This window comes from Exiguobacterium sp. s157, from assembly GCF_018618205.1.
GTDB lineage: Bacteria > Bacillota > Bacilli > Exiguobacteriales > Exiguobacteriaceae > Exiguobacterium > Exiguobacterium chiriqhucha.
This window is the reverse complement of sequence record NZ_JACSLQ010000010.1, coordinates 1-13,807: the sequence shown is the minus strand read 5'-3', so window position 1 is coordinate 13,807 and position 13,807 is coordinate 1. Positions and strand designations below refer to the sequence as shown.

The 13,807-nt window shown below is 50.9% G+C and carries 16 protein-coding genes; 12 read left to right on the top strand and 4 right to left on the bottom strand.

The window, feature by feature from the left end; all coding sequences use genetic code 11:
* Positions 1 to 10: 10 nt before the first annotated feature.
* From KNP67_RS13955 to KNP67_RS13915, 9 genes are all read left to right on the top strand, one after another.
* The gene (locus tag KNP67_RS13955) at positions 11 to 1,963 is read left to right on the top strand and encodes a VirB4 family type IV secretion system protein (protein ID WP_214756855.1); all 1,953 of its coding nucleotides are present in this window, start codon (positions 11 to 13) and stop codon (positions 1,961 to 1,963) included.
* Positions 1,963 to 3,069, top strand: coding sequence for a lysozyme family protein (locus KNP67_RS13950; RefSeq protein ID WP_214756854.1), 1,107 nt, complete (start codon positions 1,963 to 1,965; stop codon positions 3,067 to 3,069). Before KNP67_RS13955 ends, KNP67_RS13950 begins: the two co-directional genes overlap by 1 nt.
* A 30-nt stretch (positions 3,070 to 3,099) precedes the next feature.
* Positions 3,100 to 3,678 carry a hypothetical protein gene (locus KNP67_RS13945; protein WP_214756853.1) on the top strand — a complete coding sequence of 193 codons (579 nt, stop codon included), beginning with the start codon at positions 3,100 to 3,102 and terminating at the stop codon, positions 3,676 to 3,678.
* Positions 3,679 to 4,518: a hypothetical protein gene (locus tag KNP67_RS13940; RefSeq protein WP_214756852.1), complete on the top strand. Its 840-nt coding sequence runs from the start codon at positions 3,679 to 3,681 to the stop codon at positions 4,516 to 4,518.
* 192 nt (positions 4,519 to 4,710) lie between these two features.
* A complete protein-coding gene (locus KNP67_RS13935) occupies positions 4,711 to 4,962 on the top strand; it encodes a hypothetical protein (RefSeq protein ID WP_029596487.1) in 252 nt (83 codons plus the stop codon).
* Entirely contained in the window at positions 4,955 to 6,109 is a 1,155-nt protein-coding gene (mobP2, locus tag KNP67_RS13930; RefSeq protein WP_214756851.1) for a MobP2 family relaxase, read from the top strand. Before KNP67_RS13935 ends, mobP2 begins: the two co-directional genes overlap by 8 nt.
* Before the next feature lie 9 nt (positions 6,110 to 6,118).
* Positions 6,119 to 6,568: a hypothetical protein gene (locus tag KNP67_RS13925; RefSeq protein WP_214756849.1), complete on the top strand. Its 450-nt coding sequence runs from the start codon at positions 6,119 to 6,121 to the stop codon at positions 6,566 to 6,568.
* 5 nt (positions 6,569 to 6,573) lie between these two features.
* Positions 6,574 to 6,861 carry a hypothetical protein gene (locus tag KNP67_RS13920; protein WP_214756848.1) on the top strand — a complete coding sequence of 96 codons (288 nt, stop codon included), beginning with the start codon at positions 6,574 to 6,576 and terminating at the stop codon, positions 6,859 to 6,861.
* A gap of 4 nt (positions 6,862 to 6,865) precedes the next feature.
* Positions 6,866 to 8,302, top strand: a complete 1,437-nt coding sequence (locus KNP67_RS13915) for an ImmA/IrrE family metallo-endopeptidase (protein WP_214756847.1) — start codon at positions 6,866 to 6,868, stop codon at positions 8,300 to 8,302.
* Between the two features lie 65 nt (positions 8,303 to 8,367).
* On the opposite strand, the gene mphN is transcribed toward KNP67_RS13915, so the two are convergent.
* From mphN to KNP67_RS13900, 3 genes are all read right to left on the bottom strand, one after another.
* Complete coding sequence (gene mphN, locus KNP67_RS13910; RefSeq protein ID WP_214756846.1) at positions 8,368 to 9,258, bottom strand: macrolide 2'-phosphotransferase MphN; 891 nt, start codon at positions 9,256 to 9,258, stop codon at positions 8,368 to 8,370.
* A 538-nt stretch (positions 9,259 to 9,796) separates the two neighbouring features.
* Positions 9,797 to 10,021 (bottom strand): DUF3006 domain-containing protein, encoded by a 225-nt coding sequence (locus KNP67_RS13905; protein ID WP_214756845.1) that lies wholly within the window; start codon positions 10,019 to 10,021, stop codon positions 9,797 to 9,799.
* Positions 10,018 to 10,860, bottom strand: a complete 843-nt coding sequence (locus tag KNP67_RS13900) for a ComEC/Rec2 family competence protein (protein ID WP_214756844.1) — start codon at positions 10,858 to 10,860, stop codon at positions 10,018 to 10,020. The genes KNP67_RS13905 and KNP67_RS13900 overlap by 4 nt, the downstream gene beginning before the upstream one ends.
* A 144-nt stretch (positions 10,861 to 11,004) precedes the next feature.
* Here KNP67_RS13900 and KNP67_RS13895 point away from each other — a divergent pair, with 144 nt between their 5' ends.
* The 3 genes from KNP67_RS13895 (at position 11,005) to KNP67_RS13885 (ending at position 12,788) form a co-directional block, all read left to right on the top strand.
* Positions 11,005 to 11,286: a hypothetical protein gene (locus KNP67_RS13895; RefSeq protein WP_214686260.1), complete on the top strand. Its 282-nt coding sequence runs from the start codon at positions 11,005 to 11,007 to the stop codon at positions 11,284 to 11,286.
* Between the two features lie 123 nt (positions 11,287 to 11,409).
* Entirely contained in the window at positions 11,410 to 11,790 is a 381-nt protein-coding gene (locus KNP67_RS13890) for a hypothetical protein (protein WP_214756843.1), read from the top strand.
* 56 nt (positions 11,791 to 11,846) lie between these two features.
* Positions 11,847 to 12,788: a DNA/RNA non-specific endonuclease gene (locus KNP67_RS13885; RefSeq protein ID WP_214756841.1), complete on the top strand. Its 942-nt coding sequence runs from the start codon at positions 11,847 to 11,849 to the stop codon at positions 12,786 to 12,788.
* Positions 12,789 to 12,865: 77 nt separating this feature from the next.
* On the opposite strand, the gene KNP67_RS13880 is transcribed toward KNP67_RS13885, so the two are convergent.
* Complete coding sequence (locus tag KNP67_RS13880; protein ID WP_214756839.1) at positions 12,866 to 13,474, bottom strand: helix-turn-helix domain-containing protein; 609 nt, start codon at positions 13,472 to 13,474, stop codon at positions 12,866 to 12,868.
* Between the last annotated feature and the right edge of the window lie 333 nt (positions 13,475 to 13,807).

Below are 13,807 nucleotides of genomic sequence, written 5' to 3'. Positions count from 1 at the left end.
AGTGACGCGCATGTGGCAGCGCCTGCGTGACAAGTTATCCAAACAATCGGACCCGGAGACCGTCAAGATCGAGAAAGGTTACAATCCCGACGTCATCGCCAAGATCCAACCACAGGGCGGCATTAAGTTCGACGCCAACTTCGTCCGGCTCGGGGACGGCTATCTGTCTTGCCTCCATGTCTACAAATATCAGTCGCTCGTCTATGACTACTGGCTCGAACCGATTCTGAACATGCCGGGCGTTTTGACGACGCTCGACATCGGGACGGCCGACAAGCGTGAAATCATCCAGACCATCAACAAATCGATGGCCGAACAGAACACACGCTTTGAGAACGCGAAGGACAACATCGACCGCATCGACGCCCGGGAGACGTATAAGGAGCTGAACGAGCTCTACGAACAGATCACCCAGGGCGAGACGATGAAATATCTGCACCTCCGCCTCTATGTAAAGGCGAAGACGCTCGACGCGCTCGAGGTGAAGGTGCAGGAAGTGATGGAAGAGCTCGAGGCCCGAAACTTCCGTTCGACGATCTTCCTGAACGAACAGGAATGGGAATGGCAGAGCCTGTTCACGAGCTATGATCAACAACAAAAGCTCCCGAACCGGCGCCGTGGGAAAGAGATCCCGTCCCTCTCCATCGCCGGCGGCTATCCGTTCCACTTCACGTCGCTCCAGGACGCGACCGGCACGTATTACGGGACGACTGACACGAACGGTAGCGTCATCTTTGACCTGTTCCACAAGGACAAGCAACGCAAGTTCTACAACGCGCTCATGATCGGCAAGATGGGATCCGGGAAATCGACACTTCTCAAGAAGACGGTGCTCGACCAGGCGATCAAGGGAAACAAGATCCGCATCCTCGACGTCACGGGCGAGTTCTCCGACCTGGTGCGGCAGCTCGGCGGGAAAGAAATCGCGCTCGACGGGTCGGCCGGGCTCATCAATCCGCTCCATGTCTATAAGACGGTGACGAATAACGACGGCAGTGCCAACGATGCACTCTCGTTCATGCAGCATCTGTCGAAGATGGCCGTGTTCTATCACTACATCAACCCGGCGGCGACACAGGAAGAAACGAACGAGTTCGAGATCCTGCTCCGGGACTTGTACGTTCGGCACGGACTCTGGGACGAACAGGGCGAACTGCCGATCACGACGCATCCGGCGAACCGGTACCCGACGTTCTCGGACTTCTTAACTCTCGTGCGTCGCGAGCTCTACACGGATGACACGCGCACGTCGATTAAGGATGCCATCAGTCCGAACCGGGTGCGCCGCCTCGAGAACATCGAGCTCGCCGTCACGAACCTCGTCCATAACTACGGCAACATCTTCGACGGACACTCCTCGATCGACCGGTTCGACGAGGAGCTCATCGTCTCGTTCCCGCTCCGAAACCTGACGAGCCTCAAGGACGAGGTGTTCCAGGCGCAGGTGTTCTCACTGATGAATATGCTGTGGGACGGGATGATCGCCAACGGCTCGAGTCAACTGAAAGCCTATAACCAGGGCGTGCTCCGGACCGAAGAAGCGTGCAAGTACCTCATCGTCATCGATGAGGCGCACCACTTGATCAACACGCGTGACATCGCGCAACCGGCCATCCTGTATCTGCAACGCTGCATGCGCGAGGCGCGCAAGTATTTCGGCGGCATCTTCTTCGTGTCGCATCTGATCACCGACTTCGTGCCGGCCGGATCGAAGTCCGAGAACGCGGAGAACGTCAAGTCGCTCTTCCAGCTTACGCAATACAAGATCATCGGCGAACAGGACGCGGAGAGCATCCCAATCATCCAGACGGTGTTTGATGGCCAACTCTCAAATTCCGAGATGCGCATCATCCCCTCGCTCGAGACGGGACGCGTCGTCCTCAGCATCTCGGGCGTGCAGAACCTCATCTTTGACGTCGACGTCGCGCCCGAGGAACTCGCGCTGTTCGGTGGAGGTGCCTGATGTGGGCGACCGCGAAACGGACGGCCCGCTTCGCCGTCACAGCGAAATGGCAGCTCGCGACACTCAAGTGGCGACTCATCCTGCTCGGCATCGCGGCACTCGTCTTGTTCCTGGTCATCCTCATCGTCGGAATCATCGACACGCTCACGGGTGTCCAGAACGAACAACCGACCGACGTCCCGTTCAATACCGCAGGAGGTCTACAGGTAAGCGACCAGGTGCTCAAATATCGGGGCTTGGTCGAATCGGAACTGTCGAAGCACGGACTGACCGAACAGACGAACCTCGTACTCGCGCTCATGATGCAGGAGAGCGGCGGACGCGGGAACGACCCGATGCAGGCGAGCGAATCGAAGTGTGGACGCATCGGATGCATCACCTCCCCCGAGGAGAGCATCGTCTACGGCGTCGAACATTTCGCCTCCGTCTTCGAACGGGCGAACCGTGACGTGCAGCTCACGCTACAGAGTTACAACTTCGGCGGCGGCTTTATCGAGTATGTCCAGGAGAACGGAGGACGGTACTCGAAAGAGCTCGCCATCTCGTTCTCCCAAATGATGTACCAACGCGTGAAACACACCGGCACCTACCGCTGTCATCGTCCGAGCGCGGTCCAGCACGGTGCCTGTTATGGGGACATCGAATACGTCGACGCGGTGTTGAAATACCTCGCGCCGGTCGCCGTCGCCGACGGGGTCATCACGAAAGAACTGATGTCGGGGTTACGTTCCCCGCTCGCCATCCCGCTCAACGTGACATCGCGTTTCGGGTGGCGCGTCGTCTTCGGACAACGGGACAACCACACCGGGATCGATTTCAGTTGCACCCCGTCCGACACGATCCACGCGGTCAAGAGCGGCACCGTCATCTATAGCGGGAACCGCGGACCGTACGGCAATCTCGTCCAAATCCGACACGGCAACTACATCACGGCGTACGCGCACCTGAGTCGTCTCGGCGTCCAGACGGGACAACAGATCGACGCTGGGCAGGCGCTCGGGTACTGCGGCACGACAGGCCGATCGAGCGGGAACCATCTGCATTTCGAGATCAAGACGAGCGAATGGTCCGGTCATATCGACCCCGTCCCGGTCTTCGGATTTTGAATCCTGGATGTATGGAAAGGAGGAAGAAGAATGAACTTCACCGCACGTCACCTTGCGTACCTGTTCGGGGTACTGCTTCTCATTTCACTCGCGGCGAACGCCTTTTTCTATCAACAAGTGACGGCTGTCACGAGTACTTCAGACACGAATCAGACGAAAAATGAGAGCGTCACTTCCCTTGAATCGGCAACCTCTGAAGAGTCGTCAGCGGACACCGAACAAGTCGTCGCTTCGAAGGAGACGGAACGAATGGAGGAGCTGACGACACGCGCGACGCGCTTCGTCGAGTACGCCTTCACCATCACGAAGGACAGTTACACGACCCAGAAACGACAGTCGAAGGACGTCATGTCGGAGGAACTCGCGGCCACACTCTTCGCCGCTGATGGGAGCGACGTCGGCACGTTCGAGACGACCGTCCGCGACATTGAGGTGTTCCCTTCTGTCTCCGGAGAAGATTGCCTCGTACGGTTCGAACAGCATCTGTTGATCACCGAGACGGGTTATGAAGAGACGACGCAAGAACTGTTGGCCCTGATGTTCGAGTCCATCGACGGACGTTTGATTGTCACCGAGATGGAAGACCTGACACCAAAAGGAGGAATCTAGATGCGGCGACAAACGCGACGACGCCTCACCCAGAACGTCTCCCGTTTCTACCTCGGACTCGGCGTATTCTTTGTCATCGGCTTCCTCTTCTTCGGTACCTCGTCGTTCTTCTTCGCCGAAGAATCACCGGTCAATGAAACGCCGATCAACGAGCTAATCCGGCTCTCGAACGGGGAAATCGTGACGCTCCATGCCTGGAGTTATGACACGGAAAATCGGACGATGCGCGTCCGACTCTCGCTCGATGAAGTACCAGGTAACACGAATGATCATCTCTTCCGCTATGTCTACAAGGCACGTCCGGATTCCGAGAAGGAAGTTGATTTACTCTACGAACGGAACGACCAATACGTGCTCGAATTGAAGGACGTGCCGAGAGACTTCGACCAACTCGCCCTCCGAATCTATGGGGTGGACGAGTCACAATCAATCGATGAACTCACACCTGAGGAACGGGAGAACAGTCTTTTGACGTCACTCTACGCCGACCGTCGGACCATCGAACATGCGAGCCACGATTCATCTGACGAGACAACTTTCACGAGACTATTCGTCGAGGATGAGCTCGCGGAGACCGAGAAACAGTTGGACATGGCGCAGCAGTCGGTCGAAGCGCAGCGGCAACAGATCGAGCGACTCGACCGTGACAAAGAGGAACTCGAAGACGAACTTCCCTACCTCTCGCTCGACGAACAGGTCGAACAGGAGAACGAGATTTTCGACCTCGGCCGGAAGCGTGACGAGCTCACACTAGAACTTGAAAAGCTCGAACAGTCGGTCGTAGCGCTCGAAGAAAAGCACGACAAATTGCGCGTCCGGCTCCGGGAACTATCGATTTAAGTGGCACATTTCGTGCCAAATCGCTGGTTTTACTGGAACATTTCGTGCCACTTTCGGACTTTTGGTGATATCACGGAAACCCCAGGCTCTGCCTGGGCTATCACGACAAGTGATAGCAGTTTTCCCTTATGCTCTTTGAACGAACTTTTAGGACATTGGCAATATACAGCCTCCAGAAAGGTGGTCAGGCAAATGGATCTGTTACTCCGCGACATCGACCCCGTCATCGTGAAGCAGATCGATGAATGGGCGAAGGAACACAATCGCTCCCGGCAACAATACTTGAAAGAACTGCTCGCCTCCTGGTGCGCGAACGGTATCCAATCGACGCAGGTCGAGCGACTGGAACGACAGCTCGAGGCGAACACGCTCCACCTGAAACGGAGTGCGGACGAGCTCGCCGAAGTGACCCGTTTGTTGAACGAGGTGATGCAGGATGCGTGAGACACCCGGTGTCGTCATCAAGTCGAAGTTCAAGGTACCGGGCACGAAAAAAAAGTCGCGTCGTTACACGACGTACCTCGACTACATCAATCGTCCCGACGCAAAAGATAGCCGAGAACAGTTCGAGACGTACCACGATTACATGGAAGACGAGACGAAGTCGAGCGGCCTGTTCACGCGTGAGGACAATCGATTGAACGACGAGAAACGTCGCACCGTCCGCGACATTTTCAAGCACGCGCAAGCGAACGGGAGCATCCTCTGGCAGGACGTCATCTCGTTCGACAACGCCTGGCTACGCGAGACTGGCGTTCTCCACGACGACCTCATCGACGAGAAACGATTAATCCAGGCGACGCGGAACGCGGTCGAGGCAATGCTCCAAAAAGAAAAGATGGTCCACGCCTACTGGACCGGTGCCGTGCATTACAACACCGACAACATTCACGTACATGTCGCCATCGTCGAGACGAGCCATATACGCGAGCGCGGCAAACGCAAACCGAAATCAATCGAGCTGATGAAGTCGAAGGTCATCCATTCCCTCGCCGACCGGACGAAAGAACAGGAGAAACTGAACGCGTTCATAAGAGACGAACTGATCGCCCATAAACGGAACCGGAAGATCCAAACGCTCCCGAACCGTGTCCTGCATCCGGAGCTCGTCCGTCAGTTCAAGGACATCTATGAGCGGTTGCCGGAAGACAAACGTCAATGGCGCTACAACATGAACGGGATGCAACCGCTCCGTGAATCGCTCAATCGTCTGACCGACAGTTATATCGACATTCACTTCAAATCAGAGTTTCAAGCCTTCAACGCGCGACTCGAGCAGGAGGTAGCGTTCCATCGTCGCAGCTACGGCGACACGGAGAAAGCCGAGCATTACCGGACGACGAAACGACAGGACCTCTACACCCGGATGGGGAATGCCATCCTCTCAGAGATGCGCGACTTGTCAAAAGAACAGGTGATATTGGAGAAAAAAGGAGCCCCAAAACATCCGGTCCGACGCGCATTCAACCAACAAAAAATATTCAACGAATCACTCTACCGGATCGAGCGGCATATGAACGACGAGTTCGAACACTTGAAGAATCAACGTGCTTTCGAACAGTTGGAACGAGACATCGAATATGGAAAGTGAGGGAGGACGATGGAAGAGTTGAGACAGATCCGTCTTCGATTGAAGCCGGAGACGGTCGCGTATTTGGAAGAGTTCGCCGACGACAAACGCTTCGGCCACCTCGGTCAGGTCATCGACCATATCGCAGACGAGCATAGACAACTGGCCCACGAGAAGTGGGACATGCAGTTCCTCACCCGCTCGATCAGCACGCAGGTTACAAGTCATATCGAGGAGTTAATGAACAAGCAGGTGTCGACGGAACTCGAGCGGATCCGACTCGCCGCGAACCGTTCCGATCGCCACGGGCAGATCCTGACAGAGCTTCTGCAGGCGCTGATGCAGACCGAGGGCATCGAGGACATCATGACGACGGACCAGTTCAAACCGACGTTTCTCGAGACGGCGGAACGTACCGTCCAGGAACGCATCGAACACCAAAAACAGAAGAAGGACACATTAACTTTCGAGAGAGGATGAATCTTATGCGACCACTTGACCGTCCCTTCACGATGGGACAACTGTTGACGCTTCAATCGGATACCGTCACGGTCCTCATCTATGGAAAGCGATACGACATGCCGGTGTCCGTTTCCGAGCACCAACTTTTGACCGCCGTCGCGCAAGACGAGATCGTCTTGCTTCCCGTCAATTTCGAGCGGACACAGCTGTTACTCGACATACCGGAAACGTCGCCACAACTCGAGCGTGAACTGGACGAATTTGCGGATAGTGATGAATCTGACACCGACTTGTTGAAGGAAGGAGTCTGACACGATGGCCAACATCAAGACGAACGAAGAACGAAAGGCCGAGCTCGAGGCCTTGACCGAACAGATGGGAAAACAGATCGACAGCTACTTTGAGAGTCCGGAGAAAATCCGGGAGCATCTCCAGTTCCTCGGCAAGTTCCATCAATACTCGATGCGGAACGCGGTCTTAATCGAGTCACAGTTCCCTGGCGCGGTCGCGGTCGGTTCTTATCCGTTCTGGGAGAAGCAAGGCGCGCAGGTCCAAAAAGGTGAGCGTGGCATCAAAGTGTTCGTCCCGAACCCGGTGACGTACGCCCTGCATAAGGACGAATGGGTACCGCTCAGCAAGGCACCGAAGCCAGTCAAAGACGGTGTGAAACAAGGACGCATTCCGTCACGCAAGATGATGTACTTCAAGATTGGTCACGTGTTCGAGTACACGCAGACCGATGCGCGTGAAAAAGGAATCGAGGTCTCGGACATCTTCAAACGGTATCACCGGGACGGCGGGCTCGAGAACGAACAAGACATCCGTGACGCCTTGACGACGCTCGCGGATGCCCGGAATGTGACACTATTGGAGGAACCCCTCGACGAGATCGGGACGGCGAAGGGCTGTTACTATCCGGAACTACATGCGATCGCCTTGAACCCGCGGAACACATCGATCGAGGATATCAGCGTCCTGATCCACGAGCTCGCTCATGCAGAGCTACACAACCAGGAGCGGGATTTTGAACGCGATCAACCGCTCACGGCACCCGAGAAGGAGTTCCAGGCCGAGATGGTCGCCTATGTCGTCTCACATCAACTCGGATTCCCGACAGACGACTTTTCACTGTCTTACTTGGCCGGCTGGACGAAAGACAAGGAACTCCTCGACAAGGAACAATTGTTGCAGGAGGTCCATCAGACATCCGCCACTTTCCTCGACCATCTCGAGTCTCATCTCGAGATGGTGAATACTTTGGAGCAAGAAAAGGAACAGAGTCCACTCGAGTATATCAACCAGATGAATCACCGCATGGGGTGGAAAAATACTGATCTCAATCTCTATGAACAGATGCATGCCGTACAAAATGTGTTCCCCGAGGAAGTAGAGCCCTATCTGAACGCAAAAGCGGCCCTCGAGACGAACCTGAAGGTGGATCGCGTCGATGAGCCGCTCATGTATATTCATGGTAGGGGTCTCGGGTTTCAGCAGTTCGGCATCGCCAATAATCATGACTTCAGTGAAGATCAGCTTGTGGCTTATACAATCGCATTACCGAATCAACCATTGGTCAGTGGTCACTTCATCCCGGAAAGTGCCGTACATCCTTTACACCATCTTGAAAAAACCAATCGTTTGGAGAGACCGGTCCTGAAATCGCTTGAAAATCACTGGCATGACGTGTTGTTAGATGAAGAACAAAAGTCCCTTTCAAGAATTTCATTGTTTAACCTCGAAAGACTCTGGTGACATTCGTGGGTATGATGATTTAAAAATTCATACCCTTTTCAATTTCAGAGGCTGCCATTTTTACCTCATACATTTTGTGCAAGCATATGAGCAGCTGTTTCACGCATATCTTGTAGGTCAGATATCTCTGCGAATTCAGCTACAGTTATTGCGCTGGTTGTTAACAACTCAATTATATGCTCGTCCATTCTTGACCATGTTCTTCCGCCTGCATTGTCGTAAGCATCGAGTAACTTTGTCAAACCATCCTTACCAAACAGTAATAGATGTGATAGAAAATCCACAGATGTGTCCGCAATACTAATTTCTGTCCAATCTATCAAACCAGAGACCTCAAAATTCTTATTTATTAGTATGTGGCCAGGGTGTAAATCCCCGTGGCTTACACCTACATGCGATGGCCATAGCGAATCATTCGCCAACCATTCTTGCCAACGCTCCCATAGCTCTGAATTCACATGATACTTCTGTCTCACCTTCTCCATCCGTATCTTCATTGAACTGTTTAAATCTCTAGCATATAGAGTTTTGATACCGATTTCTTTGAAGTGTCGATGTGGTAATGTGTGTAGTTCTGCCAACACTTTACCTAATGACTGATAGTAAGATTGTGGTGTATTCTCTTTGTCAAAACTCCAGATGTAATCTTGTTGCTCTACATCAATTGTTGCAACCGGAACACCATCTAATTGCTTATACGCAATTAGTTCATCATCAAAAATTGACCAATTTGGAACTTGAAAACTCACATGTTCTTCCATAATTTCCAGTGCCCTCTTTTCTTTCAAGGCGCTCCTCATCGAATCTAATCTTCGAGGAATTCTTAGTATCCACTTGCTACCAAGCGTATCTTTTGCATAAGCAACCTGAAAATCAACACCCGATTCATTTACCACAATGCTATTCTCTAACACATCTAATCCTTTATTTTTTGCAAGCCGTTTAAATTCGTTCATGATTTGTTCCTCCAATTTTTATGTTGTGCGATAAGCAAGTGAAATGTATGCATTTTTAATACTTTTTCATTTCAATCTTTTCTAATTAGACTTAACTAAATGAAGTCATAAAAAAATCACAGACAAAATGGTGTCTGTGATCAAGAGTAAATGAGCTACAACCAAGAAGCGTCCATTATCAAAAATAAAAGGACACGACAAAAAGAGTTGTAAATCTGCTATGTTTGTAAGTGTGTGGTTTCTTCGTCAAAGATTGATAAAAATGTGCAGACTACTCCCATTTACTCTGTTTTATGAAAACAGAGCCTTTGAACATATTCAATTAGCCATTGTTCAAAGTGTGGTGGCGTAATCTCCCGGCGTGCATCATTCTTAACAATCCTCCTAGTGAATATTATGCTGTTGACTTTATATCAGTTTTTATTCAATGTCAATCGAGCTTTATATTTAGATAAAAATTATTTGCCGATTTGTCTTTATTAAAAAATACTGATTTGTAAGTTTTAAAAATACAATCATGAATAATTGATACTCGTTTTTAATCTTCCCAAAGCTCATCCATCAACTCATCGATATCACTCGATAATCGTTTGCGTTCCTTGGCGTCCACTTCAACTTTCCCATCTTCATAAAACCAAAGCACGTCACCAGGTTGAACCGTGTCTGGAAGTCGTGCCTTTGGAATGTCTTCCATCACTTCTCCGAATTCGACGACAGCCAGATCTCCTTCAAACCGGTCGATGATCCCTCTGCGTCGCTTCATTTTGATTTCTTCACGGCGTAACTCGAGCCGTTTCCTGTGATAATGATCGTGCCATTTTTGTCTGTACGAAGCGTGTTCGCTTTTTGGCGTTTTAAGTTCGTCACCACTTCGGACGTCGGGTGCCCGTAGTTGTTCTTCCCGACACTGATGACGGCATGCTTCGGTTTGACCGTATTCAGGAACGTGCTGCTCGTCGACGTCTTGGCACCGTGATGCCCCACCTTCAAGACATCTGCACGGAGCGTCTGCTTCTTGGCCATCATGTCCTTCTCAGAAACGTGTTCCGCGTCCCCTGTGAACAAGAACGTGTTCTTCTTGTACGTGACATGAAGGACTGCACTCCAGTTGTTCAAGTCACTGTTCGAGTAGGATTTGACCGGACCCACAAACTTCGCACTGACACCTTTGATCGGCAGTTTCACGCCAGCCTGTGCCGTTTTGATGGTCTTCCCTTCCCGTTTCACGGCTTGAAGGAAGTCTTTGTAGGCTTGGGTTGTGTGTTTCACTTTTGGTGCGTAGACGTTCTCGACACGGTAGGCATCTAAAATTTCGTCCAATCCACCGATATGATCCGCATCCGGATGCGTCGAGATCAATACTTCGATATCGTCGACTTTTTGTTTTTTGAGATAGGCGACGATGGCATCCCCTTTACCTTTGTTCCCACCGTCAATGATGACGTCCTCACCGCTTGGCATCTTGATGTAGATGGCGTCCCCTTGCCCGACATCGATGTAATGGACTTTGATGCTCGCAGCGGCTGATGCTTCCCCGTATGGCGACACCAATAGCGCTCCACTAAATAGAACGGCAATCCCAATCTTGATCAATTTATTCATCTTCTATCACTCCACTTTATAATTATTGTAAAATTATCCAACACACCTTTATTATAATCCGGTATTTGTTAAATAGCTTCTTATTCCTGTGGTTGACCGTATACATAAATAGGCAAGGTGTAATTGATAGGAGGAGTGAGAGAAATGGATTTACGAAAACCAATCGCAATAAACAAGACGAATAAACCGGTCCTGATTTTTAAAGACGGGGTAGAATTAAAGGAGTGTGTCTCCATTCAGGAAGCTACACACTATCTGAAGGGATACACGTTATGCACCGCAATGCCGTATCGTCACATTATGAATGGCATCATTCTTGATGAGACCTGGATCCATGAGGGAAGCAGCTATAGGTTCACCACTGATCCTGATGTGAAAAAGGCAAAGTTGGAAGAGATGAAGATCCGGAACAAAGTCCGTTTTTAAGGAAGGACAGAATATGAAATCGAACAGGTCTCATGTGCGGCACCTTACACACGCTGTACACGACTTCGTCACTGTTTATTACAACCCTACGAGGTACACTTGAACTAAAAAGGGGTTCTCCTTATGCGACTTCAAGAATGGATCCAGCAATATCACAGTACAGAGATACTACGCTTTGATCACCTTTGCGAGTACTTGGATGCGACACCGTTTGAAATCAAACACCACCTTGATGGAATCAGTACTGAGATAACCGGCGTACTGAAGTCAGAAGAGGGTGTTGGCGACGACGCGTTCATCACGAAGCTGGAACATCATTTGCTCGGTCGATTCAACAAACGAAGAAAAAAAGTAAAAGTCACAATTGAGGTCGAACTGCCATTACCGGAAGAAGCCTACAACTTTTGTCAGCGCGAACGATTTGGAATGATCGAACGCGTCACTCAACATATGGACGAACAAAACGTGAAGGATTGGCGCATCCTAAACATGCGGAGGATATAATTGAACATCGATCATATTGACTCATCTACATATATACATGCTATAAGGAGAACAAAATGAAATTTACCTACTTAGCCTTGCCTTTGGCCATCCTGCTGATGGCCGGTTGTACCAGTGAAAACACCCCTTCTACAAATGAGAAAGCAGAGGAGCCTGCTACTCAAACAGAAGAAGTCGTCGAGACGACCGAAACGAGCACAGACGACTCAAATACGGAGACGACTGCAGAAGAGCCTGCAACAGCCGAAGAAACGGTCACAAATTCGGATAACAATCAATTCTCCGGCTATAAACTGATCAATGTTGATGGTGGGGATTTGTCCGGGTACCGTGAGGCGAACGTCGTCGTCGATATCGGATATGGAGATCGCGAGTATTGGGCGTTCACGAACGAACATGGTCAATTGATTCGTGTCATCGCCGATCAGATCATCTTGCAGGATGATGATTCGGAGGATGTGACCTCGGATGGCCGTTACTATCATGACGAGGCGAAGGTCCCAGGCGTCGAACACAGTGATCTCGACGAGGGTCATGTCATCGCCGACTCGCTCGGGGGCGTCTCGAACGCCTACAACATCACACCACAGGATAGCACGCTCAACCGCTACGGGGACCAGGCTTATATGGAGGATGTGATCCGTAAGGCAGGTGGCGCGACCGACTTCGAGGCGATCATCACCTATCCGGATACGAAAACTCATATTCCGTCACACTACCAATACACCTATACGGTCAAAGGAAATGTCGTCACCGATTCCTTCGACAACGTGAACCCGGATGAAGTGAACGAAGCACTCGGCCTCACAGAAAGTGAACCGGAACCCGCAGCTACACCTGAGGCCACAGGCGATGTCTCGAGCGTAGATACGAATGGAAACGGTCAGGTGACGATCCAGGAAGCGAAAGACGCCGGTTTCACGATGCCGATCATGAGCGACCATTGGCTCTACCCCTATATGCGTGATAACGACAACGACGGAATGGTCGGGGAATGATTTCAACCAAAAATTAAAACAATGATGATTGTATAAAAAGACATTCTCTATTTTTAAGAGAATGTCTTTTTTTATGTTCATTTACGTTTTCGATTCACTTTATTAAGCCGAATTTTCTCAATCAACGCGTGGATGATCTGTTCCTCTCTTCCCACGAAATCTTTGTTGAAGGGAATCCGCTCTCCTTCGAACATGAAGTAATCGAGCAGGTACGGGACTCGAGGTGTCGCGTGACCCCACGTATGCTTCGAGCAACGTTCCCACACCTCGGCTTCGAACTCTTTTGAATAGCGCTTATGCTCGACGGCAGCCTTGACCTCTGATTTCTTCAGGACAAAATAGTCCTCGAAGACGAATTTGCCGAGCAGCTCGTACCACATCTCCTCGCGGGCTCGCTCTTTAATCGCTTCTACATCGACTTCCACGTGATACGGGGCCTCTTCTTCATTCTTGACGACATCTCGTGAATCTCCTGTCATCGACTCTGGATACAGCTCCCATCCTTCAGGCATCCGTTCTTTGATGAACTGTTCGAGCGCCTCCTCACTAATCCGATAGCCTTTTTTACGCGACTCGAGCGGTTCTGCCTGGATCACGCCTTTTCGTACCCAGTTGCGGACCGTCTCCTTGTGGGTCGTGAGCTTGTTCTTTGATAAGATTTCAAATGCTTCGTCAATCGTATACATAATAGAACTCCCTTTAACACAATGATGGTTTTATTAAATAATACCATAAACATTGTATTAAAGTAATCCGTTACGTTAATCCACTTCAAATTAATCAGAAATCGGTGAATGACTTCCAAACAAAAACACCATTCAGCCGAATGGTGTACATCGCGTGGCGTTAGACGCGCCCACGCTTTTGCTTTTGACGTTGCCCTTACGCTCCGTGCCTCCCGTCAGAAAGGGCCAGGAACATAGAGATGCGGCGGTGAGCCAGCAGCTCTTGTTATCGGGCCGTCAGGGAGGCAGCGGTGCGATGAGCGACTTCGCCCTAAGGCGTTAGACGCTCACGCA

What these genes read in the sequence shown, in the direction of transcription:
- KNP67_RS13955 (WP_214756855.1), top strand. Translation starts at nt 11, where the DNA reads ATGTGGCAGCGCCTGCGTGACAAGTTATCCAAACAATCGGACCCGGAG.
- KNP67_RS13950 (WP_214756854.1), top strand. Translation starts at nt 1,963, where the DNA reads ATGTGGGCGACCGCGAAACGGACGGCCCGCTTCGCCGTCACAGCGAAA.
- KNP67_RS13945 (WP_214756853.1), top strand. Translation starts at nt 3,100, where the DNA reads ATGAACTTCACCGCACGTCACCTTGCGTACCTGTTCGGGGTACTGCTT.
- KNP67_RS13940 (WP_214756852.1), top strand. Translation starts at nt 3,679, where the DNA reads ATGCGGCGACAAACGCGACGACGCCTCACCCAGAACGTCTCCCGTTTC.
- KNP67_RS13935 (WP_029596487.1), top strand. Translation starts at nt 4,711, where the DNA reads ATGGATCTGTTACTCCGCGACATCGACCCCGTCATCGTGAAGCAGATC.
- mobP2 (WP_214756851.1), top strand. Translation starts at nt 4,955, where the DNA reads ATGCGTGAGACACCCGGTGTCGTCATCAAGTCGAAGTTCAAGGTACCG.
- KNP67_RS13925 (WP_214756849.1), top strand. Translation starts at nt 6,119, where the DNA reads ATGGAAGAGTTGAGACAGATCCGTCTTCGATTGAAGCCGGAGACGGTC.
- KNP67_RS13920 (WP_214756848.1), top strand. Translation starts at nt 6,574, where the DNA reads ATGCGACCACTTGACCGTCCCTTCACGATGGGACAACTGTTGACGCTT.
- KNP67_RS13915 (WP_214756847.1), top strand. Translation starts at nt 6,866, where the DNA reads ATGGCCAACATCAAGACGAACGAAGAACGAAAGGCCGAGCTCGAGGCC.
- mphN (WP_214756846.1), bottom strand. Translation starts at nt 9,258, where the DNA reads ATGAACGAATTTAAACGGCTTGCAAAAAATAAAGGATTAGATGTGTTA.
- KNP67_RS13905 (WP_214756845.1), bottom strand. Translation starts at nt 10,021, where the DNA reads ATGAAGCGACGCAGAGGGATCATCGACCGGTTTGAAGGAGATCTGGCT.
- KNP67_RS13900 (WP_214756844.1), bottom strand. Translation starts at nt 10,860, where the DNA reads ATGAATAAATTGATCAAGATTGGGATTGCCGTTCTATTTAGTGGAGCG.
- KNP67_RS13895 (WP_214686260.1), top strand. Translation starts at nt 11,005, where the DNA reads ATGGATTTACGAAAACCAATCGCAATAAACAAGACGAATAAACCGGTC.
- KNP67_RS13890 (WP_214756843.1), top strand. Translation starts at nt 11,410, where the DNA reads ATGCGACTTCAAGAATGGATCCAGCAATATCACAGTACAGAGATACTA.
- KNP67_RS13885 (WP_214756841.1), top strand. Translation starts at nt 11,847, where the DNA reads ATGAAATTTACCTACTTAGCCTTGCCTTTGGCCATCCTGCTGATGGCC.
- KNP67_RS13880 (WP_214756839.1), bottom strand. Translation starts at nt 13,474, where the DNA reads ATGTATACGATTGACGAAGCATTTGAAATCTTATCAAAGAACAAGCTC.